Raw genomic sequence first — 21,290 nt, 5'->3', positions numbered from 1 at the left:
GCTGGCCATGGTCACCACCCGCGACCTCCTCGACCAGCTCCCCGTCCCCGACGCCCTCGACAAGATCCGCAGGAGGACCCGGCGCCCTGGCTGGGCGGCGCGGCCTGGCGCAACACCGGCACCGGCCGCGGCTGCTCGACGGGCTTCGCCGTCACCGCCGGCGGGACGAACTGGATGCTGTCGGCGGCCCACTGCGGCAGCGTCGGGCAGACGGCCACCGACCCGACCGGCCAGGTGATCGGCCCGATCACCCACGCCAACACCAGCCGCGACGTGATGCTGATCCGCGCCGGCACCGCCGGCCGCGTCTACAACAACAACCCCGGCACCGTATCGCCGGAGTTCAGCAACCCGGTCGCCGGCACCTCCGCCTCCTACGTGGGCATGTGGCTCTGCACCTCCGGCGCCTACTCGGGCACCGTCTGCCTCTGCCAGGTGAAGATGACCAACGTCACGATCTACCTTGCCGAGAGCGCGCTCTACGGCCTGGCCCTCCTCGAGAATTCGACGCGCAAGAACGTCGCCGGCCAGGGCGACAGCGGCGGCCCGGTGGAGACCCCCGAACCGTCCAGCACCACCCGGCAGTCCGCGGTGGGGGTCATCTCCCTCATCGACACCAGCGCTCAGGTGCCCTGCACCGGCTACGTCGTCAACGGCCGTATCTGCTCCTGGCGGCTGTACTACTCGCCGTGGAGCAACGCGACCGCCGCCTTCCCGGGAATCGCCATCGTGACCGGCTGACGGACGATCGAGCGAGCGGCCGGGCGGTCACGGCCGGCCTCATGGACGGAGGGGCACCCGGCGGGCGCCCCTCCGTCCGATGGATGTCGCGGCCCGGCATCGCCGCCGCCCCCGTCCGTCACCGCCTCAGCCATCGCCGCCTCGCCGGATGGGACGGCTTTCAAGGGACCGGGCACGGAAGCGTGGTGCCCGGCGGGACCGTCCGATAGCAGGCGGCGCCCGGGCACACGACCTTCACCGGGGTGCCGGGCTCCCCCAGGCCGACGACGACCGGCTCGTGCCCGAACCGCCGGCAGGCGATGTCGATCCAGCCGAGCGCCCCGTCCGGCATGCCGGGGCCGTCGAGCGCCGACGGGTCCGCGTCGACGGCGGAGCGCTCCAGGTAGGCCAGGTAGTCGGCCTCGCGATGCCACACCGTGATGCGGCGCAGCGAGTCGGCCACGGGAAGGGTGTCCCACGGCTGCGCGCGCGCCGCCATCGCCCGCAGGAACGCCCTGCTGACCGCCTCCTCCATCGAGCGCGCCGCGGCGGTGGCTATCGTGGTCCCGTCTCCGCTGACGCCCACGACCGCGATCTGGAAATCGGGGCCGGGCAGCACGAACGCCGGCACCCACAGCCCGAGAGCGGAGGCCGCCTCCGCGGCACCCGCCGGGATCAGCCTCCCGAGGTGCTCGGAGACCCTCAGGAGCGGCATCCGCGGGCTCGCCCACCAGCGGGTGAACACGTCATGGGCGAGGAGGTCGGCGATCCCGCCGGAGACGCCGTCGGCGGGGTCGTCCACCACGCCGACGACGGTGGGCTCGACCCGGCAGTCCCGCTCGCCCATCCACACGACCTCGGCCGGCAGGAGATAGCGCTCCCGGCTCAGCAGGCCGGTCCCGGCGACGCGTGACCGGTTGTCGGGCGGTGGTTCCGGCATGAAGTCGGCCAGGCACAGCTGCCTGCCGTCGTCATCGGCGCAGGGCTCCGCCTCGCCGTCCGGGATCCGGTAGAGGAGGTCCATGGCGGCGGCCCGCGCCTCCGCCCGCGCCCGCGCGGCGTCCGGGGAGAAGCCCGCCGCGACGGTGACGACTCCGGACGCCGGACGCCGCGCGTACGCGAGGTGGACTTCCCCGCCAAGACACTCGGCGACCCCCTCCGTCGGCACCGGCGACCACGACGCCCCTGAGATCGCCGGCCGAGAGCTTCCAGGTGTGGGCGCCATCAGTCCCTCCTCGCCACGCGTGCCGGGCCCCGGAGGGTCCATGGTGAAGCCCTCCGACCCGCGGCCGATCACCGCCGCCCGAAGGGTCTTGCCATTAGCGAGGGCCACGGTCCGAGCTCACCCGGCACCGGCGCCCAATTCGTGTCGCGGATCGCACAAGTGCCGACACAAGACCAATACAACATGCCTCGCGCGGGGGCCGTCAACGCAAAAGGAGCCATCCAGCAACCTGGAAGAAAAAGGGGCCCACCAAGGGTGGAATATCACCTTGCGCAGCGCCGTAAAATAGCTGTCCGGCCTGGTCGGACGGTAGTTGATCGGAAACCTAAAATAACATGGAAAGGGTCCACGGATAAGCCGTTCCGTAATTTAGGTAAACAACTGTCCGGCCTGTCCGGCAATTCGCTTTCCGTGGAACGACCGGGCGCGGCGGCCGCCGGCCACCAGGCCCGTGCGCCGGGGCGGCGCACCGGCGCTCAGCGGCGCTGGGCGGCGATGCCGGCCAGGAGCGCGACGAGCGGATCGGGGGCCGAGATCATCGGCCAGTGGCCGGTGTCGAGGGTGTGGAAGGTCCAGTTCGGCGCGGCGCGCATGGCCGAGACGTCGGCGGAGACCCGGCCGCCGAAGTGCTCCATGGCGCACACGACGTATGTGGCCCGCTGGTGTGCCAGCGGGCGGGTCAGGACGGCCGGCTCGGCTATCGTGCGCCCCGGGTGGCCCACGAAGCGCTCGGCGAGCCACTGCGCCTGCCGCGGGGAGAGGTCCTGGCCGTCGGCCACGATCGCGGGGTCGGGCGCCGGCCAGCGGCCGTGGTTGTCGGCGATCAGCCGGAGCTCCTCGGCACGCTGGCGCTCCGGGAAGGCGTGGAGCATCGATCTGCCGTCATGGGGCAGGAACGCCTCGACGAAGACGGTGTGCGCGACCCGGTCGGGCGCCCGGTCTGCGACCTGGCCCGCCACGATGCCCGAGTAGCTGTGTCCCACCACGATGACGTCGCCCAGTTCCTCCGTCTCCAGGACCGACAGCACGTCGTCGACATGGGTCTGCAGGCCGACGGCGGAGACGTCCGTGTCGGGAGCGGCCAGTCCCGACAGCGTGATCGGACGGACGTGATGGCCGCGCCTGCGCAGGCCGCAGGTCACCGGCTCCCAGCCCCACGCCCCCGTCCACAGGCCGGGGAGCAGCACGAAACGGCCCTTCACGGAAGGTCACCCCCCTCCTCGACCGTCGGGGCGTCCACCGGAGGTCATCCTCCGGAAGCCGCTCCGCCGGTCACCCGCCGGAGGTCGCCCTACCGGTCACCCACCACCGGAGGGAACTGCGCCCTCGCCATGACGTGGTGCACGAAGGAGTCCATGCTGGGGTGCTCGTACAGCTCGCCGACCTCGACCCGGACGCCGAGGGCGTTCTCGACGCGGGCGACGATCCGGAGCGCGGTGATCGCCCTGCCTCCCAGCTCGAAGAACGTGGCGTCCGCCTCGTCCTCGGAGATGTCGAGCACGCTCTTCCAGATCTCCTCGACCTGCCTGCCCGCGGCCGGCGGCCTCAGGTCCGGTACGGCGTCACCGCCCATGGGGGCACCGCCCGCCCCGGTGTGCGACCGGTGCCGCCGGGACTCCCGGAGGGCCGTCCAGCAAGGTCATGCGCATCCGCCCACCTCCCTATCGGGCCACCAGGGCCGGCGCCAAGCGTATCCACCGGACCGGGACCCGGCATCTTCCACATTGCCGGATTTCTGGCGGCGCGACCACAGGCGGGCGGCCGTGATTCCCCGGTGCTCGGGAAAGGCCGGGGAAGGGCTCCGCGGAAAGGCCGGGGAGCTGCGGCGCGACGGTTTTCCCGGCGGCGCCGACCGCGGCGATCCGGACCGCGTCGGGCCCCGGCCGTGGAGATTCTCCCGGCACCGGCCCGGACCGGCTGTTTCTTCCAGATTGCTAATTCCGCCGGCATCTCCACGATTCCTTTCTGGCGGATGCCGCGCACCGTAGCCTGACGCTGTTGAATGACAGCGAATTTATCCGTTGTCCCTCCCTTTTACGAAGGTTGATGGAGCCGTGATCGTCGACCGCTCACCTGTGCTGACCTACTCCTCGTACCTGGCACTGAACGAGATCCTGACGGCCCAGCGGCCGCGCTCGACCGAGCACGACGAGATGCTGTTCATCGTCGCCCACCAGGCGCACGAACTCTGGTTCAAGCAGCTGCTGTACGAGTTCGCCGGCCTGCAGCGCCATCTGGCCGTCGGTGACACCGCGCACGCGCTGCGTACCCTGCGCCGGTCACTGGGCATCCTGAAGGCGGCGATCTGCCAGATCGACGTCATGGAGACCATCACCCCGCTCCGGTTCACCGGCTGCCGAGGCGACCTCGGCGCCGCCGACGGCTTCCAGTCGGCGCAGTTCCGCGAGGTCGAGGCGGTGCTGGGCAGGCGCGACCACCAGGCGCACCACTCCTACCCGGAGGGCAGCGGTGAGCGCCACCAGGTCGAGACGGCGATGAACCGGCCGTCCATCTTCGACTCCTTCCTCGGCTACCTCACGGCCCAGGGTTACCAGGTGCCGCATGAGCTGCTGTATCGGGACGTGTCGCTGCCGCCGGCGCCGTCGGCCGAGCTGCGGGCCGTGCTGCTGCGGGTCTACCGCGACGACGACGTGACGGCGCAGATCTGTGAGGGGCTGGTGGACCTCGATCAGCGCGCCCAGGAATGGCGCTACCGGCACGGGAAGACGGTGGAGCGGATCATGGGCGACGGCTCCGACGCCGCCCGCCCGCACCCGACCTCGTTCACCCCGATATTCCCCGACCTGTGGACCGTGCGGGGCCAGGTGTGACCCGGCCGGTCACGGAGCCGCCCGGACCCTAGCGGGCGCCGGTACGGCACGCACGCCGCCCGGGAGCCGCCCCCGTCCCGCCTTTCCGGCCTCTGTACGGCCCCGCCGGACCTCCGCGTGACCGCCTGCCCGGCTCACTCGGCCCGCCCGGCTCACTCGGCCCGGAGCGCCGAGCGGAGGGCGGTCAGCGCTCGGGCGGTCTGGCTGCGCACCGTCGAGCACACGCTGCCCATCACCCGCGCGGTCTCCTCGACGCTGCGGTCCTCCCAGTAACGGAGCACGACCGCCGCCCGCTGCCGGGACCCGAGCCCGGCCAGCGCGTCCATCAGGAGCATCCGGTCCCCCACGAGCGCGTACGGGTCGGGCGCCGGAGCGGGCTCGGGCGGCGTCTCCCGGAGCGTCTCGCGCGACCACCGGTGCGACCGGCGGTCACTGATGATCATCCGGATCATGATCGTGCGGGCGTAGCCGTCGATCCTGTCGCGCCGTTCAAGGGTCTCCCAGCGCCCGTGAATGGCGATCAGAGCCCGCTGGACGAGATCGTCCGCCTCATACCAGTCGGACGAGAGCAGGAAGGCCGTCCGTCGCAGCGCCGGCCTCGTCTCCCTGACATAGCGCGAGAACTCGTCCTCGCGAGCCTCGGCCATCCCCACACCCCATCACAACGGACCGACCCCACCCCCGGCGTGAAGTCCTCGGAGAAACGCTCGACGACAGCTCGACGGCATCGAACCGGCGCCGTCACAATTTACCGGGCACTCCGCCGGGGACAACCCCTATTCATACCCCTGATACCCCTATTAGGACCGGGAGAACCCCAGGAAGCGCGCAATTCGATTCCCCCGGCGAGGGCGTACGAATACGCTCTCGACGTGAGTGGTGTGGAGACGGAAAGCGGAAGGTTGCCGACGACGGGCAACCTCCGTATCGCCTCTGCGGAAAATTCCCGCGGCACCCGTACGGATGATCGGGCGCCCCTCGGAAACCTGCGCCTCATCCCGGCTCCCACCCCACCTGACCAGGTAAGCGGTCCCCGCACCCACGGCCGTAGGGCGACATTTCGGCATGCCGACCGCACCCCGGCCACACATATCGATTCATCGCGTGCAACGGCCGGAAAACAGCCGGGCACGCTCATGGCGCGTTTACGCGCAATGCGTAGTCGTTCGACTACCCCAACATATTTTCGAAAGATCTTCACCCCGGTGCAGCGTTCCGTGCGCTCCGCCGCGTGTAATAACCGGACAGGCCGATAGCCGTCGCCGGCGTAAAGCCGGCCGATTTCGTCGAGCAGCAACAGGCGGCAGCGGCCGGGGACACTCGAAAACATTTCCGCAGGCATGTGGATAAATGTTCCGGCCGGGCGCCCGCAAGGCGCGCACAGGCCGTGACCATCCGTTCAATTTTCCGCCCCATGTCAATTCAAGGTCAATCAGGATGACACCTTCAATACCCGGGAGGAGTAATGAACGACGTAATCGAGCAAGCCGTCATGCGAGTCGTCGACAGCATGCACGATAACTTAGGTGATCAGATCACCATCGACGACATGGCTCGCACCGCGATGTTCAGCAAGTTTCATTTCTCCCGTGTCTTCCAACGGGTCACCGGCCTGTCGCCCGGCAGGTTCCTGTCGGCGGTACGGCTCCGCGAGGCCAAGCGGCTCCTCGCCTCCACCTCGCTGACCGTCACCGACATCAGCCATCGGGTGGGCTACTCCAGCGTCGGCACCTTCAGCTCACGGTTCACCAGCAGCGTGGGGGTCTCTCCGACCAAATACCGCCAGTTCGAGAGCGTCACGCCGCAGCTCCTCATCGAGGAACGCCCCGCCCTCGGGGGGACCGCGACCATGACGGTCCGCGGTGACATCTCGTCCCCGCTGACGGACCGGCCGGTCTTCGCCGGGCTGTTCCCCGACCGCATCCTTGAGGGCCGGCCGGTCAGATACACGGTCCTCCACCGGCCCGGGCCGTACGTGCTGGAGGACGTCCCCGAGGGACAGTGGCACCTGATCGCGCAGTCCGTCGCCGCCGGCAGCGAGAACGCCACCAACTACCCGCCCGACGGGGACGAGGCACTGTGCATCGGGCGTCACGGGCCGATCACGGTAGAGCCCGGCGCGGACACCGCGCTCGCCGACGTCCAGCTCAGGCCGATGCACGCCCTCGACCCGCCGGTGCTGCTCGCGCTGCGCGACCTGCTGGCCGTGGCCGCCGTCCGGCAGGCGAGCTGACCCACCGTCCCCTCACCCGCATCGCGCCGGCGCCGGTGCGGGAGGACCGGGACACCGCCCGGCGGCCCGCACACGGGGACAGGCCGCCGCCCGGGACGGGCCGAACACGGGGAACAGACCGGCACACGGGGACGGGCCGGTAGACCGGGGAACGGGGCTGAACACGGGGACGGGCCGGCGCGGGAGGAGCGGGCCGCCATACGGGAAACAGGCCGGCAAGCGGGGACGGGACCGGCAGACAGGGAACAGGCCGGCACACGGGGACGGGCCGCCATACGGGAAACAGGCCGGCACACGGGGACGGGGCCGAACACGGGAAACAGGCCGCCGCGCGGGAACGGGCCCGCGCGGGGGACGGGGATGCCGCCCCGGGGCTCCGGCCACGGGGCGAGCGGGGCGGAGGGGATGACGACGGCAGGCCGCTGAGGGGACGTCCCGGCCGGCCCCTCCCTCAGCCCGTAACCAGGACTCCCCCCACCACTCACCAGGACCTCCCCCGCACTCACCAGGCCCTCCCCCGCACTCACCGGGCCCCCTCCCGTCACCGCCCGCGTACCGCGGCGCCCACGTGCTCCGAGGCGCCGCGGCGGGCGGATCTCACGCCCCGGCCTGCCGGGAGCCGGCCCGGGGCCGCGTGGCCCGGGAGCCGGCCGCGGGGTGCACGGTCATCGGCAGCCCGCCGCGCACCCGGAGGGACAGCATCGGCTCGGCGACCACCTTGTAGTCGGGCACCTTGGCCAGGCGGAGGTCGCGGGCGACCATGGCGATCACGAACGTGGCCTCCATCATGCCCAGGTGGTTGCCGACGCAGAACCGGGGCCCGGCGCCGAAGGGGATGTAGGCGTACCGGGGCCGGCCCGTGGGACGGTCCGGGTCGAAGCGGTCCGGGTCGAAGCGGTCCGGCGCGTCCCAGAAGGCGGGGTGCCGGTGCAGCGTGTACGGGCTGATCAGGACGTCGGAACCGGCCGGCACGCGGTAGCCGCCGACCTCGTCGTCCCCCTGGGCCTCCCGCGGCAGCATCCAGACCGGCGGGTAGAGGCGCATGACCTCTTCCACCACCATCGCGGTGTACTTCAACCGGTGGAGGTCCTCGTAGACCGGCAGCCGGTCACCGAGCACCTCCACCGCCTCGGCGTGCAGCCGCTCCCGGACCTCCGGGTGCCGGTCGACGAGGTAGAAGGTCCACGACAGCGTGCTGGCCGTCGTCTCGTGCCCGGCGAGCAGCAGCGTGACCAGCTCATCGCGCATCCGCTGGCGGCCGACCCGGGGGTCGGCCTCCTGCCGGGTCGAGGCGATCAGGCGGGACACGACGTCGTCGCCCCCGTCGCCGGACCGCGCGAGGCGGTCGGCGACGAGATGGTCGACGATGCGCTGCAGCTCGGCGCGGGCGCGGCGGAAACGCAGCTGCTTGGGCAGGGGCACCCACATCGGCACCTTGCTCAGCGTGACCAGCTCGAACATCGCCTGGTCCTGGACCGCCTCGAAGGAGTGCCCGATCTCGCTGAAGGCGCCGAGGTCGGCGTCGAGCAGGGTGTGGCCGAGCACGCCGAGGCTGAGCGAGGTCATCTCCTGGACCACGTCGACCGGCTGCCCGCCGGTGTGGGACCGGAGCCGGTCCACCAGGGCCGCCGCCTCCGCGGCGATGACCCCGGCCTGCTGGGAGATCCGCTTGTTCTGGAAGACCGGCTGGATCATCCGGCGCTGCTTGCGCCACAGCTCGCCCTCGCTGGTCAGCAGCCCGTCACCGATGGCCCGCCGTGCCTGGACCAGGCCGACTCCCTTGTGATAGTTGCCGCTGTTGTCGGCCAGCACGTGCTTGGCGTGGTCGGGATGGTTGAAGAAGTAGAGGGTCTTGGGCCCGATGGACAGCCGGGCCGCGTCGCCGTACGTCGCGGCGAGCGACATCATGCCGAGCCGGTCCGTCGCCAGTTTCTTGAACAGGCTCGGCCCCGCCCACCACGGTGGCCCGGGCGGCACCCGGCGGGTGCCGGGGGACGCTCCCCCCGGCACCGCCTCGGCATGTCGTCCCCCGGAGGTCATGCCGTCACCTCGCTCCAGTCCGGGGTGATCTGGCGGAACTTCCCGTTGAAGACCAGCAGTCCGTCCCGGCCCGGCTGCTGGTCCATGGACAGCACCTTCCCTATGAAGATGGTGTGGTCGCCGCCGTCGTAGGTGCGCCACAGCTCGCATTCGAAGCGGGCGAGGGCGCCCTCCATCAGCGGCACACCGGTGAGCTCGCCAGGCAGGCAGCCGACGTTGTCGAACTGGGCGGCGCCCAGGGTCCGCCAGCGGTCGGCGAAGTGCCGGGCCTCGGCCTCCTGGTGGTCGGCCAGCACGCTCACTCCGAAGAACTCCGTGCTGGTGAGACACCGGTGCATGACCGCGTTGCGGTCTACGCAGACCAGCACGAGCGGCGGGTCGAGCGAGACCGAGGTGAAGGAGTTCGCGGTCATGGCGTGCGGGATGGGGCCGCCTGTCGTGACCACGGTGACACCGGTGGCGAACGTCCCGAACGCCCGCCGCAGTGCCTTCGCGTCTGCCGCCTCGCGGGACGACGTGGTGTTGTCGACTGTCACGCTGACCTCCTGGCCTGTCTGGATCCGCGCCTACGACGCGTACGGTTCGAGCGCCCGGGCCAGCGGCTCAGGGACTCTGGCGGGGGCCGTGCGGGTGTTCGGCCCTCTCATGCACGCCACGCGCTGCCGTCCGCGGGCGACGAGCGTCTCCCGCTCGCCGGCGTCGAGCCGGACGTAGTCGAAGCTGAACTCGATCTGGGTCTGCGCCAGGTCGACCAGGCGCATCCTGATGGAGAGCTCGTCGAAGGCCGTGATCTCGGCGAAGAACTCGCAGTCGACCTTCAGCGTGAAGAGCTTCAGGTCGTCCTGCAGGTCCGCGAGCACCTCCGGCGCCCGCTGCTTGAGGAACATCTCCCGGCACCGTCCCTGCCAGCGCAGGTAGTTGACGTAGTAGACGTTGCCGACGATGTTGGTCTCTTCGAAACCGACCGTGTGCAGGTATTCGTAGTACTTGCTCATGGCCTACGACCGCCCTTCGGTGAGGACTGCGAACACGACTGGGGCCTGGGCGTCCCGCAGGCTCGTGACGAGCGTCGCGATCCGCAGGGCGCCTGAGGTGAAGACCACCCAGGCGTCCCGCTGTGCCGGGGCCAGGGTGAGGGGGGCGTCCGCCGGGAGGCCGGCCTTCCGCAGGCATCCGGCGGCGGCCAGGACGCGCGTCCCCGCGGTGTCGAGGCTCTCGCCCGTCTCCGCGGCGACCGGCTCGACGATGAGGGCGTACTCGCCGAGCAGTTCCTTCCACGCCGTCGCCGACCGCTCGGTCACCCCTTCGACCTCGCAGCCCACCGTGCCGGCGGCCGCGACGCCCAGGGTCACCCCGGCCCCGTGGGAGGCCGAGATCGCCCGGTCTCCGTCGATCTCCGGCCGCCCGTCCGGCCGGTAGCGGACCTCGACCTGGTGACCGAGCGCCCGTCCCACGGCCACGGCCGTCCGGGTGCGGTGCTCACCGTCGCCTTCCGGGACGTCCGGACGGCCGGGTTCCACGGCGACCGCGACCCGGGCGCCGACCAGGTCCTCCAGCGTCCGCTCCAGGTAGGAGCCGAGCAGCGGGGTCACCCACGGCCCGCGCCCGTCCTTCTTGCGCACCGCCTGCAGGCGCAGGCCCTCCCACCGCTCGACGACCTCGCCGACGGCGGTGCGCACGGCGATGTCGTAGATGTAGGTGTCGCCGTCGCGCTGCCGTTCGGTGGCGCAGTAGCGCAGCTCGCCCGCCTCGGCCAGCGCGGCACCACCGGGGTGCACCCGCTCGATCCCGGTCGGCAGCAGCGTGGCGTCGGGCACGCAGACCTGGTTGCCGTGCATCAGCGCGTCGCGCATGCCCGGGTCGCCGAGCAGCAGCTCGCCCGGGAGGAATCCGGCGAACCAGTCCCCCGCCTCCACCGCCGCCACGTCGGCGTCGACGTGCCGGGCGGCGGCCCGGTGGTAACGGCGCAGGCGCTGGAAGCGCGTGCCCTGGAACAGCACGTCCCCGTACATCTCGCTGTCCGGGTCCAGCGGCACCAGCGGCAGCCCGGCGCCGACCTGGTCCGGCGGCCCGTCGGGCGCGCCGTCACCGGTGAAGCGCAGCCGCGCCCGGAAGTGCTCGACGTCGAAGCCGGTCTCCGCGCTGCGGATGGCCACCTCCACCGTCTGGTCGCCGGTGACGGTCGCGGCGATGCGGACCGTCGTGCTGCCGTTCGGCGGCACGATGATGGGCCGCATGAACTCCGCCTGCTCGATCACCGGCACCGTCTCCCAGCCGGTGGCGGCGGTGGCCACCTGTGCCATGGCCTCCATGCCGAACACGGCCGGGAAGAGAAGGTTGCCGTCGAGGAGGTGGTCGGCGAGGTAGAGGTCGGTCCCGGCGTTCATCTCGATCTCGGTGACGAGCTCGACGCCGTGGTAGCGGATCAGCGGCCTGTCGACGAACCGCAGCAGCGGCAGCGACGGCAGGTCGTAGCGGACGGTGTCGATGCCCTCGGTACGCCCGCTGATCACCACGACGGTGGGCGCTTCGGGGTCGGCCACCAGCCGCCGCATGATCTCCACACCCTGCTCCGGGGAGATCGGCGTGATGCCCTTGCGGGCCAGGCCGTCGACGACCGACAGCCGCTCGCCCATGCCGACCTCGGACCAGACCGACCACTCCATGCAGATGCTGCGGCACTGCGGGTGGCGCGCGGCGACCTCGCCGGTGAGGTCGGCCAGCCATTCGTTGGCGGTGGCGTAGTGCGCCTCGCCGTGCAGTCCGGCGCGGCCGATGATGCTGCCGAAGGACACCAGCAGGCGCAGCCGGCCCGGTTCGACGGCGGCCAGCACGTTGCGCAGGCCGCCGACCTTGGGGGCGAAGGTCCGCCGGAAGGCGGCCATGTCGAGGCTCGCCAGCCCGCCGGGCTCGTTGCGGCCGGCACCGTGCAGCACCGCGGTGACGGGCCCGAGGGCCGCCTCCACCTCGGCGACCGCGCGGCGCACCTGGTCGGCGTCGGTGACGTCGGCCCGGGCGTAGCGCACGGTCACGCCGGAGTCCGTCATCCGCCGGAGGTTGTCGGCCAGCTCCTGGTCGTCGGCCGGGTCCGAACGTCCCAGCACGGCCAGCTTGGCGCCGCTGTCGACGGCCACCGCCAGCGCGCACTCGGCGGTGATGCCCTTGCCTCCGCCGGTCACCAGCAGCACGTCGGTCCCGTCGAGCGGCTGCTCGGTGCGGGCCGGCCGTACCGGCATGGCGCGCATCGTCGGCACCCGCCGCACGCCGTCGGCGTCGTAGTGGACCTCGGCGTAGCTCGTGGTCGCCGCCACCTCGGCCGCCACCCGGCCGACCGTCTCGGCGACCGCCGGCGCGTGGACGATGGTGACGCGCAGGTGGGGGGCCTCCAACTGGAGCGTCTTGGCCAGGCCCGCCGCGCCGCGGCCGTGCTGGAGGAGGACGAACCGGCTGTCCTGCGCGCCCCGGATGGCCGCCTTGGCGCCCAGCAGCGCCTGCTCCAGGTGCTTTTCGGCGCAGTCCTGCGGCAGGCACACCAGCACGCCGGAGCCGACCTTCTCCCGTTCGAGCGCCAGGCGCAGCGGCTCGGCGAGCGGGGACTGCTCGGCCCCGAACACCTGCCACTGCCCGCTCTCCTCGGGCGTGGTGCGCGCCGGCAGCGGCACCTCGTCGAGGTCGACGGCGAACGGCCGGGCCCACGGCGCCGCGCCCGCCACCAGCTTGGCGGGGGCGGAGTCGGCCGCCTGGGCGTTCTGCGCCAGCGTGTCGAGCGCGGCGGCCAGCTCGCGCAGGCTGGCGGTGGCCAGGTTCGTCGGCGCCTGCGCGGCGGGCACGCCCAGCCGCTGGGTCGCCTGGTCGATGATGTGCATCACCGTGACCGAGCTCAGGTGCAGCTCGTCGAGGGGGTGGCTGTCCTCGCTGACCATCTCCAGCGGCAGCTCGGCGCGCTCGGCCGCCAGGCGGCGGAGCAGGTCGACGCTCGACTCGCCGGGCTGTCCCTCCGACTGCGCCGGCGCGGTGCCGACGGCCGGCGGGATCTCCTCGACCTTGCGGGCGCCGCCGCGGATGTGGATCTGCGGAGCCTGCTCGACCGGGCTGGCGAAGAACTTGAACTCGGCGCCGACCTCCAGCGGCCGGACCAGCCGGCCCTGGAAGAGCTCCTCGTGGATGATCGGGACTCCGGTGACGTAGGCCGCGCCGGCCACCCGGAGCAGCCCGGTCAGCGACTCGTCGTCGGTGTCCAGTGCGACCGCCGGGACGTCCGTCACGTCCGCGGCCAGCCCGCTGAGCACCCGGCCGGGCCCGACCTCGACGAACAGGTCGATCTCCTTGGCCGCCGCCTCCACCGCCTGGGTGAACAGCACGGGGTCGGTGATCTGCCTGCGCAGCAGCGCCGGGACGTCGGTGTCCGGCGGCAGCGTCTGCCCGGTGACGGTGGAGACGACCGGCCGCTCGATCCGGCCGAACTCCTCGCCGGCGAGGTGCGCGCCGAAGGCCTCGGCCGCCGGCGCCACCAGCGGCGAGTGGAAGGCGTGCGACACCGACAGGCGGGTCCACCTCAGGCCGACGGCGGCGGCCCTGCTCCCGAGGGTCTCGACCGCGTCGACGGGTCCGGCGACGACGGTCTGGTTCGGCCCGTTGTACCCGGCGATCACGACGGGCAGGTCGTCTATCAGCTCGGTCACCGCGTCCGGCGTCGCGCGGACGCCGGCCATGGTGCCCGAGGCGCTGTGCTCGGTCATGGCCTCGCCGCGGACGGCCGCCACGCGCAGCAGGGCCTCCTCGTCCAGCGCGCCGGCCCACTGCAGCGCCGAGATCTCGCCCAGGCTGTGGCCGACCGCGACGTCCGCCTCCACGCCGAGGGCGGACAGGGCCCGCAGGCCGGCCATGGAGCCGGTGACGATACGCGGCTGGGCGACCGCGGTCGCCACCATGTCGCCGTCGGTGGGCAGCGCCGCCTCGGCGTAGATCTCCTCGACCTCGGCGAAGCGCCGTCGCAGCGCGCCGCCGCTGGTGCCGCGGCCCGATCCCTGGCCGGGGAAGAGGTAGCCGACCCGGCCCGGCCCGTCCGCGTGGCCGAGGAAGGCCCGGCCGTCCGGTGTGAACAGGCCGGTCTCGCCCGCGTCGAGGGCCTCGATCACGCGCCGCAGCTGTTTTTCGGCGTCCTCGGGCGAGGAGACGACCACCGCGGCCCGGTGGGGCAGGTCGCGCAGATCGCGCTGGAGCGTGGCCGCCAGGTCGGAGAGCTGGGCGTAGGACACCTGCGGCACGAAGTCGGCCAGCCGCGTGAGCCGCTCGCGCAGCTCCTGCGGCGAGGCCGCGTCGGCCAGCAGCAACTCGGCGTCCTGCAGCGACGAGGCCAGCATCCGGGTACGGCTGGGCAGCGGCACGCGCCGCCGCGGGCCGGTCTTCTCCAGCACGACGTGGGTGTTGATGCCGCCGAAGCCCATGGCCGTGACGCCGGCGCGCACCGGGGCGCCGGCCGGCCAGGGCTCCGCCTTGCGCAGCACCCGCAGGGACGCCGACTCGTCGGTCAGCACCTGGTGGGGGTCGACGCAGCCGATGGTCGGCGGCAGCACCTGCTCGTGCACCGCCATCGTGGCCTTGATCAGACCGGCCACCCCGGCCGCCGCCTTGGCGTGCCCGATCATTCCCTTGATCGAGCTGACCGCCGCGGGCGAGGCCCCGGGGGCGGCGGCGGACCTGGCCCCCGACAGCGCGGTGAGCTCCGTCATGTCGCCGACCGCCGTACCGGTGCCGTGGCCCTCGAACAGCTCCACGGTCTCGATGCCGAACCCGGCCCGCTCGTAGGCCCGCCGCAGCGCCAGCTGGTAGCCGCTGACCTCGGGCCTGGTCATGCCGCCCTTGCCGTCGGAGGAGATCCCCCACCCGGCGATGGTGGCGTAGATCCGGCGCCGCGCCTCCAGGGCGTCGGCCTCGCGCATCAGCACGATCATCCCGCAGCCCTCGCCCGGCCAGAAGCCGTTGGAGTGGCGGTCGTAGAGCCGGAACTCGCCCTTGGCCAGGGCGCCGGTCTTGGCGAAGCCCACGATCTCGAACGGGTCGATGGACAGATCGACCCCGCCGGCGATCGCGACGTCGACGTCGCCGTCGATGAGCGCCTTCGCCGCGGTCACCACCGACAGCAGCGACGACGAGCACGCGCCGTCGACGGTGTAGCCGCCGCCGTTGAGGTCGAAGTGGTTGCAGATCCGTCCGGCGATCGTGTTGGACAGGCCACCGGCCAGGGTGTCCTCGTCGATGCCGGGGAACGGGCTCTTGTAGGTGGCCTCGAAGTCGTCGAGGAAGGCGGCCAGCCGGTCGTCGTCCCAGCCCTGTTCCTTGAGCGAGGCGGCCAGTGTGCGGCGCACGTACGGCCAGCGCAGGCGCATCACGTTGGCCCGGGTGAACTCGCCGGTGAGGGTGTTGCCCACGACCACGCTGGTGCGCTCGCGGGGCAGGCCCTCGCCCATCGGGAAGCCGGCGTCGGCCAGCGCCTGGCCCGCCATGTCGAGCGCGAGCCAGTGGGTGAGGTCGGTCGAGCGGTAGGTGCTGCCGGCGATCTTGTAGGCGATGCGGTCGAACTCGTAGCCTTCGATGACGGCGGCGTTGCGCGCGTAGAAGCGGTCCGGGGTGGCCGGATCGGCGTCCCAGTAGTCTTCCAGTCGCATGCGCACGTCGGGCAGTCGGCGGAAGGCTCGGCGACCGGCGAGAGCGTTCTCCCACAGCTCTCTCGGCGATGTGGCGTCCGGGTAGCGGCACGCCATGCCGACGATCGCGATCCTGCTCATACGGCCGCGACCTCCTTTCCATCGGCCGCGGAACCGGCGACGGCCGGGGCGGGCGCCTCGGCGGCGGCGAGCGCCTCCGCCTTGGCCTGCTCACGGGCCTTGTCGACGATGTACAGGGACCACAGGAACCCGCCGCGGACGAGGCAGACGATGGCGGTGGCGAAGAAGATCCCGTAAGGGATGTTCATGCCGGTGAGAATGCCGTACACCAGGGCCACTCCCCCGCCGAAGGCGACCTGCGAGAGCGGCTTGGACGGGCTCGTGCCCGGGTCTGTGATCATGTAGTTGCTGAAGAGGACGAACGCCACCCCGGTCATCATGGCCAGCCCGCCGAGGACGGAGACGTCCAGGAAGAGGCTGCGGACGACGGCCTGCAGGGCGAAGACGCTCAGCCAGGCGCCGATCAGCCACATCCGGTTGGTGAGCTTGGCGTTGAGCATGGTGCCGAAGAAGATGATGACGCCCGGGACGATCCAGTCGATCGGGTTGCTGACCTGCTCGGTGAAGTGGTACGGCGGCGCGATGCTGGCCCACGGGAAGAGCACCAGGATGATCGCGATGCCGAAGTTGGAGGGGTTCATGAAGTGCCGCAGACGGCCCCGCACCGGTGCCCGGAGCACCCACTTCGTGCCGACCGCGACGATGACCCCGAACATCATCACCAGGATCTGGTCGTTGACGTAGATGAGCATGTTCATCGCGAGGCTGGTGATGTGGGCCGGCAGGAGGAACTCCGCGAGCCCGCGGAAGCCGTTGCCGAGGAAGCGCGGCGCGCGCTGCTCGGACCTGGCCCCGAGGATCTCCAGCCCGATCTCCACGACGTAGCCGGTGGCCAGGGCGACCAGCGGCCACAGCCAGGGCTGCTCGAACCCGAGGACCGTGTAACCGAGGATGTTGAAGACCGAAATCGAGATGGCGAACCTGCGCAGAGCCGTGATGACCTTCGGGTCATGACGGGGCGGGTTTGTGGTTTTCTCGGCCATGTCGTCACTTCTCCTTGGCCTGGGATCCGAGCTGGAGCGAGTGCCAGCCCGTGCTCAGCTGAAGGGTCTGCTCGTGGATCTGTCCGGCCCTGTCGCGCCAGCACAGGTTCACCTGCACCGGTCCGGTCACGTTCTGGCCCAGACCGATGTGCACCTCGTGGCTGCGCCGGCCGGAGTGGCCGCTGCCGCCGTCGACCCGCCCGATGAACTTGCGCCCGTCGGAGGTGGTCACCGTCACCTGCGCGCCGATCACGGCGGAGCCGAGGGCGGGGAGCGTCCCGTCGGCCGGGGTCGTGCCGGCCGGGCTCTCGTGGGTCAGCCGCAGTCCGAGGAAGGCACCGGCCGAGGGGCTCTCGTTGCGGTAGAACACCGGCTCGTCCCACTGCCGGGCGATGGCCATGTCGACGCGGCCGTCGCCGTCGGCGTCGCCGGTGGCGATGCCGCGGGTGGGCACCGGGATGGCCAGGCCGAGCTCCTTGGCGATGTTGGCGTACCGGCCGTCCTCGGTCTTGGCGAAGAAGGCGAAGGTCTGGTGTCCGCCGACGTCGTCACCGGCCCGGACCTTCGGCCACGAGTGCGGGTTGCGCAGGACGCCGTCGTTGGCGGTCGCCAGCTCCTGCAGCACCGGCCAGCGGTTGACGTCGCCCTTGACGAACCCGGTGGCCTGGGCGATCTCCGGGGCACCGCTGTTGGCGAAGTCGTCGATCTTGACGTCCCAGCCCCAGCCCGACCAGGCGGTGGACGCCTGGGCGCTGCGGTCCTCCCACGGCGCCTCGCCCTTGGCGAGCTTCGCGCGCAGGTCGGCCTTGTCCTTGGCCGTGGACATGAACTGGAAGTTGCTCTCCTCGATGCCGAAGGAGGTGGTGATGTTGCTGACGAACATGTCGTAGATGCCGTCACCGTTGAGGTCGCCGAAGTCGAGGCCCATGCCCTTGAAGGAGTCGTGGCCGACCACCTTGGACTTGGGGATCAGCGGCGTGCGCACGCCCTCCACCAGCGAGAACTTGATCTGGCCCGGCTTGGAGCGGTTGTACAGCAGCCGGTCGGGGCCGAAGTCGTTGGCCAGGTACAGCTCGGGCAGCATGTCGCCGTCGAGGTCCGCCGAGCCGGCGCCGAGCTCCCAGCCCTTCGAGACGTTGGTGGGCAGGACGTTGTCCAGCTTCTGGAAGGCGGCCGACGGCTGCGCGCCCGAGGTGGCCCCGGTCCAGCGGAAGAAGTAGTCCTCACCGCCGTTGAGCCCTCGGGACATCGAGTCGTTCATCTCCACGCCGCCGTTGACCTTGTCGTCGAGGACCGGGCTGTGCGGGAAGTAGTTGCCGATGAAGATGTCGTCGTGCCCGTCACCGTCGAAGTCGGCGAAGGTGGCCGTGTTGGTGTTCCACAGCGGCCCGGTGTATTTGGCCCCTCCGACGCCCGGCACCAGCTCGGTGGGCAGGTAGGTGCCGGCGGTGAGGCCCTTGGCGTCGGCCTTCGCCAGGTAGACGATCGGCGTGCGGCCCCACAGGTAGACGAGCAGGTCGGTCCGGCCGTCCTCGTTGAAGTCGCCGGGCAGGCACCCCATGGGGGCCATGGCGTCGTTCATGGGCAGGGTGCCGGGGTTCAGCGCGAACGGCGCGTACCTGGCGGGCTGCCCGCCGGGGGCGGGGGTGACCACGACCTGGTCGATCCGGGGGTCGGTGATGCACAGGTCGTTGGCCAGGCCGTCCCCGTCGAGGTCGTTCATCGCGATCCCGGCCCCGACCGAGGAGATCCACGCGTCGATGTGCGTGTATCTCTGGTTCACCGCGCGGATCGTCTTCTGGGAGAATCCGCCCGGCATCGCGATGTTCATCGGCTTGAACGCGTACTTGCTCGCGATGTCCGCCTTCTCGTCCGCTGACGATGTGGGCGGGTGGCTCACGATGAACGCACCCGTCATCAGCACGAGGGCGACGATTCCGGGTAGCTGCTTCCGCAGCCAGCCAGTTGTCGTGGTCACGGACTAACACCTCCAAGAGATACGAATTCACCGGCGATGCGCTGCCGCCACACCTCATAGGCCGGCAGCTCACCCGGTACCGCCCCGTGGGGCCGGGTCTCATGACAGATCTGCGCCGCCTGCTCCGGCGTCGTGCCGCAGAACACCTGCGTCGCGACATGGTTGTGCGGCACCAGCAGCCCGGCCCGGCACCGGGCCTCGGCCGCGAACGCGCTGCCCTGCGCGAGCAGGGGACGGTACTCTCCGGCCTGCTGCCAGAACCGCTGCAGCTCGCCCTCGTGGGCGCCGCCCGCGTAGGTGGCGGCCAGCCCCGCGCCGCCGTACAGGTCGGGGCGCCGCGACTCGGGAAACTTCTCGATCATCGAGGTGACCAGGTCGCCGTCGGTCCCGCCGACGAACCACAGGGCCCGCCCGATGCCCTGGTCGATGGCCCGGCCGGCGTACGCCCGGCCGTCGGCCGGCCACGGGAAGTCCGTGTCCTGGTGCTGCCCGTTCACGTACTTCTCGGTGTGGAAGTACGCCTGGTGGAAGCCGTAGCCGTCGTGCGCCAGCCAGAGCAGCAGCGGGTCGAGCGTGTCACTCTTCGGCCACAGGAACCGCGGCAGCCGCGCCATCGCCCAGCCGACCCCGACGTAGATCATGTAGATGTGGTCGTTGCCGCGTCCGGCCAGGAACTCGGCGAGCTTGCCCCCGCCTCCGCCGCCGACCGGCATCGCGTCGAGGATCGTGAAGGCCATGCCGGCGCCCTCGTAGGCGAAGCCCCGGAACCGCTCGGGGAGCTCCTCCAGCCGTTCCTCCGCTTCGGCGGGCGAGCGGGCCTCAGCCGCGTAGGCGTAGCCGGTGAGAAACATTTCACCGACGGTCTCCAGCATTTCCCGGGCTTCCGGGCTTTTCACATGGAAACCACGTGTCGCAAGCTTGGTCTCTGATACATTAGGCGTCAGAATACGCCGTCTCAATGACCGCAGAATACTGGTCAATTACCTCTCCCGCCCCTCGTAGGGTTGCCCTTCTCACGGGATTGTCCTTAGGTAAATCTAGCCATGTGGACCACCCTCGGGGCTACTTCAAACGTGCCCACCGGAGAGGTAGAATATTTTTTGGGCACGATTCAATTAGCATTCTGCGGCAGAGCGGAATCCGTCCGGTCCGGACAGGCGGGCGGCCGGACGGCCGCGGTGGGCGGCCGTCCGGCGGGCGCGGTCAGGCCGGGAGGCGGTCCGCCGCCGCGAAGTGCGCGCGCACCCGCTGCCGCCACAGCTCGTACTGCGGGACCGGGCCGGAACCGCGGGGGTCGACGGCGGTGTCGTCGGCGAGCGCGACGGCGTCGGCGACCGACAGGTCGGCGAGTACGGCGGAGGCGGTCTCGGTGTGCGGGGGGACGAATCCGGCGAAGGTCCGCGCCTTGACCGCGAACACCACGCCCTGGGCCAGCTCGGCCCGGTGCTCGCCGGCCTCCCGGCGCAGCGTGGCCAGCGCCTCGCTCCCGGAGCCGCCGGCGAACGTCGCGGCCAGGCCGACACCGCTCCACAGGTCGGCCTGGCGGTGGCTCGCGAAGCGGCCCACGGCGGCGGCAACGTCGGGCACCTGGCCGCCGTGGATGAACCACAGCGCCCGGCCGATGCCCTGGTCCACCGCCCGCAGGAAGTAGTCGGGCGAGCCCTCCCAGGGGTAGGGCGCCGGCACCTTCTGCTCGTCGACCCAGCGCCGGGTCTCGAAATAGGCGCGGTCGAAGCCGTAGCCGTCGACAGCCAGCCAGCTCATCGTCGGGTAGTAGGCCGACCCGTCCAGGTCGGGCATGACCTTCTTCCACAGCGGCCGGGGCAGGCGCGCCATGGCGAAGCCGATGCCGATGTAGGTCAGGAAGATGTGCGGCTGGCCGGGGCCGAGCAGCAGGTCGCGGGTACGGTGGCCGCGGCCGCCGCCCATCGCGTCGACAATGGTGAAGGCCATCGTCGCGCCCTCGTAGGCGAAACCGCGCAGTTCGGGGTCCACCATGTTCAGCCGGCGCTCGACCTCCCATTGGTCGCGCGCGTCGATTCCCCATTCGAATCCGCAGATCACGGCCTGGGGAATCGCCTCGAGTCGCCGGGTGGCATCCGTCGGCGTGACCGGAAAGCCCCGCCCGCCAAAACTCACCTCGGCCAACGACGGCGTCAGAACAAGCCTGCGCAGTGAACCGAACAACGTCGGCATGGAACCCTCCTCACTTATGCCATCGGCCGATGGCCGTCACCCGCCACCGGCTGGCCTATCCCATGGTCGTATATGGAATCCGGGAATACATCTCGCCGATTGCGGGATTCTTCGATAATCGATCACTTTGCAATTACCGGCACCGGAGGGCGGATTTCAGACGGAGCGGGGCCGCGCGTCGCCGGCGGTGCCGCGGCGGGGTGCGAGCGGCCGCCTGGCGGGCTTGGCGGCCACGTCCGCGGGGACGGGCAGCAGCGAGCGGTAGCGCCAGATGTTCGTCGGCCCCTCGGCGATCT

At 71.3% G+C, this 21,290-nt stretch carries 14 protein-coding genes and 1 pseudogene; 3 read left to right on the top strand and 12 right to left on the bottom strand.

What is annotated here, in order from left to right:
• Nucleotides 1–741: pseudogene (locus tag ACWDS7_RS31405) on the top strand (hypothetical protein); the annotation flags it as partial.
• A gap of 160 nt (nucleotides 742–901) precedes the next feature.
• Here ACWDS7_RS31405 and ACWDS7_RS31400 read toward each other — a convergent pair.
• The 3 genes from ACWDS7_RS31400 to ACWDS7_RS31390 form a co-directional block, all read right to left on the bottom strand.
• Nucleotides 902–2,053 (bottom strand): hypothetical protein, encoded by a 1,152-nt coding sequence (locus tag ACWDS7_RS31400; protein WP_451932202.1) that lies wholly within the window; start codon nucleotides 2,051–2,053, stop codon nucleotides 902–904.
• Nucleotides 2,054–2,421: 368 nt separating this feature from the next.
• Nucleotides 2,422–3,147 (bottom strand): alpha/beta fold hydrolase, encoded by a 726-nt coding sequence (locus tag ACWDS7_RS31395; RefSeq protein WP_451932201.1) that lies wholly within the window; start codon nucleotides 3,145–3,147, stop codon nucleotides 2,422–2,424.
• Between the two features lie 89 nt (nucleotides 3,148–3,236).
• Nucleotides 3,237–3,518, bottom strand: coding sequence for an acyl carrier protein (locus tag ACWDS7_RS31390; protein WP_451932200.1), 282 nt, complete (start codon nucleotides 3,516–3,518; stop codon nucleotides 3,237–3,239).
• A 481-nt stretch (nucleotides 3,519–3,999) separates the two neighbouring features.
• Between ACWDS7_RS31390 and ACWDS7_RS31385 the strand changes: the two genes are divergently transcribed.
• Nucleotides 4,000–4,776, top strand: coding sequence for a tryptophan 2,3-dioxygenase (locus tag ACWDS7_RS31385; RefSeq protein ID WP_451932199.1), 777 nt, complete (start codon nucleotides 4,000–4,002; stop codon nucleotides 4,774–4,776).
• A gap of 152 nt (nucleotides 4,777–4,928) precedes the next feature.
• On the opposite strand, the gene ACWDS7_RS31380 is transcribed toward ACWDS7_RS31385, so the two are convergent.
• Nucleotides 4,929–5,423 (bottom strand): SigE family RNA polymerase sigma factor, encoded by a 495-nt coding sequence (locus ACWDS7_RS31380; RefSeq protein WP_451932198.1) that lies wholly within the window; start codon nucleotides 5,421–5,423, stop codon nucleotides 4,929–4,931.
• Between the two features lie 818 nt (nucleotides 5,424–6,241).
• On the opposite strand from ACWDS7_RS31380, the gene ACWDS7_RS31375 reads away from it, so the two are divergent.
• Nucleotides 6,242–7,009, top strand: a complete 768-nt coding sequence (locus ACWDS7_RS31375) for a helix-turn-helix transcriptional regulator (RefSeq protein ID WP_306867085.1) — start codon at nucleotides 6,242–6,244, stop codon at nucleotides 7,007–7,009.
• A 597-nt stretch (nucleotides 7,010–7,606) separates the two neighbouring features.
• Here the strand turns inward: ACWDS7_RS31375 and ACWDS7_RS31370 are convergent.
• The 8 genes from ACWDS7_RS31370 to ACWDS7_RS31335 all read right to left on the bottom strand — a co-directional run bounded on the left by ACWDS7_RS31370 (nucleotide 7,607) and on the right by ACWDS7_RS31335 (nucleotide 20,994).
• The gene (locus tag ACWDS7_RS31370; RefSeq protein ID WP_451932197.1) at nucleotides 7,607–9,049 is read right to left on the bottom strand and encodes a cytochrome P450; all 1,443 of its coding nucleotides are present in this window, start codon (nucleotides 9,047–9,049) and stop codon (nucleotides 7,607–7,609) included.
• Complete coding sequence (locus tag ACWDS7_RS31365) at nucleotides 9,046–9,585, bottom strand: flavin reductase family protein (RefSeq protein WP_306867079.1); 540 nt, start codon at nucleotides 9,583–9,585, stop codon at nucleotides 9,046–9,048. The genes ACWDS7_RS31370 and ACWDS7_RS31365 overlap by 4 nt, the downstream gene beginning before the upstream one ends.
• Before the next feature lie 30 nt (nucleotides 9,586–9,615).
• On the bottom strand, nucleotides 9,616–10,044 hold the full coding sequence (locus tag ACWDS7_RS31360) for an acyl-CoA thioesterase (RefSeq protein WP_306867076.1): 429 nt from the start codon (nucleotides 10,042–10,044) through the stop codon (nucleotides 9,616–9,618).
• 3 nt (nucleotides 10,045–10,047) lie between these two features.
• On the bottom strand, nucleotides 10,048–15,837 hold the full coding sequence (locus ACWDS7_RS31355) for a type I polyketide synthase (RefSeq protein ID WP_451932196.1): 5,790 nt from the start codon (nucleotides 15,835–15,837) through the stop codon (nucleotides 10,048–10,050).
• Complete coding sequence (locus tag ACWDS7_RS31350; RefSeq protein ID WP_451932195.1) at nucleotides 15,834–16,820, bottom strand: enediyne biosynthesis protein; 987 nt, start codon at nucleotides 16,818–16,820, stop codon at nucleotides 15,834–15,836. Before ACWDS7_RS31350 ends, ACWDS7_RS31355 begins: the two co-directional genes overlap by 4 nt.
• A gap of 4 nt (nucleotides 16,821–16,824) precedes the next feature.
• Entirely contained in the window at nucleotides 16,825–18,798 is a 1,974-nt protein-coding gene (locus ACWDS7_RS31345; RefSeq protein ID WP_451932194.1) for a CRTAC1 family protein, read from the bottom strand.
• The gene (locus ACWDS7_RS31340; RefSeq protein ID WP_451932193.1) at nucleotides 18,795–19,757 is read right to left on the bottom strand and encodes a DUF1702 family protein; all 963 of its coding nucleotides are present in this window, start codon (nucleotides 19,755–19,757) and stop codon (nucleotides 18,795–18,797) included. The genes ACWDS7_RS31345 and ACWDS7_RS31340 overlap by 4 nt, the downstream gene beginning before the upstream one ends.
• A gap of 244 nt (nucleotides 19,758–20,001) precedes the next feature.
• The gene (locus ACWDS7_RS31335; protein WP_451932192.1) at nucleotides 20,002–20,994 is read right to left on the bottom strand and encodes a DUF1702 family protein; all 993 of its coding nucleotides are present in this window, start codon (nucleotides 20,992–20,994) and stop codon (nucleotides 20,002–20,004) included.
• Nucleotides 20,995–21,290 lie beyond the last annotated feature (296 nt).

This window comes from Streptosporangium sp. NPDC003464, assembly GCF_053588315.1.
The sequence above is the reverse complement of the archived record's forward strand: the minus strand, read 5'-3'. Positions and strand labels throughout refer to the sequence as shown.

Bases quoted from the DNA above. Each gene is read 5' to 3' on its own strand.
- ACWDS7_RS31390 (WP_451932200.1), bottom strand. From the start codon at position 3,518: ATGGGCGGTGACGCCGTACCGGACCTGAGGCCGCCGGCCGCGGGCAGG.
- ACWDS7_RS31380 (WP_451932198.1), bottom strand. From the start codon at position 5,423: ATGGCCGAGGCTCGCGAGGACGAGTTCTCGCGCTATGTCAGGGAGACG.
- ACWDS7_RS31375 (WP_306867085.1), top strand. From the start codon at position 6,242: ATGAACGACGTAATCGAGCAAGCCGTCATGCGAGTCGTCGACAGCATG.
- ACWDS7_RS31370 (WP_451932197.1), bottom strand. From the start codon at position 9,049: ATGACCTCCGGGGGACGACATGCCGAGGCGGTGCCGGGGGGAGCGTCC.
- ACWDS7_RS31360 (WP_306867076.1), bottom strand. From the start codon at position 10,044: ATGAGCAAGTACTACGAATACCTGCACACGGTCGGTTTCGAAGAGACC.
- ACWDS7_RS31355 (WP_451932196.1), bottom strand. From the start codon at position 15,837: ATGAGCAGGATCGCGATCGTCGGCATGGCGTGCCGCTACCCGGACGCC.
- ACWDS7_RS31350 (WP_451932195.1), bottom strand. From the start codon at position 16,820: ATGGCCGAGAAAACCACAAACCCGCCCCGTCATGACCCGAAGGTCATC.
- ACWDS7_RS31335 (WP_451932192.1), bottom strand. From the start codon at position 20,994: ATGCCGACGTTGTTCGGTTCACTGCGCAGGCTTGTTCTGACGCCGTCG.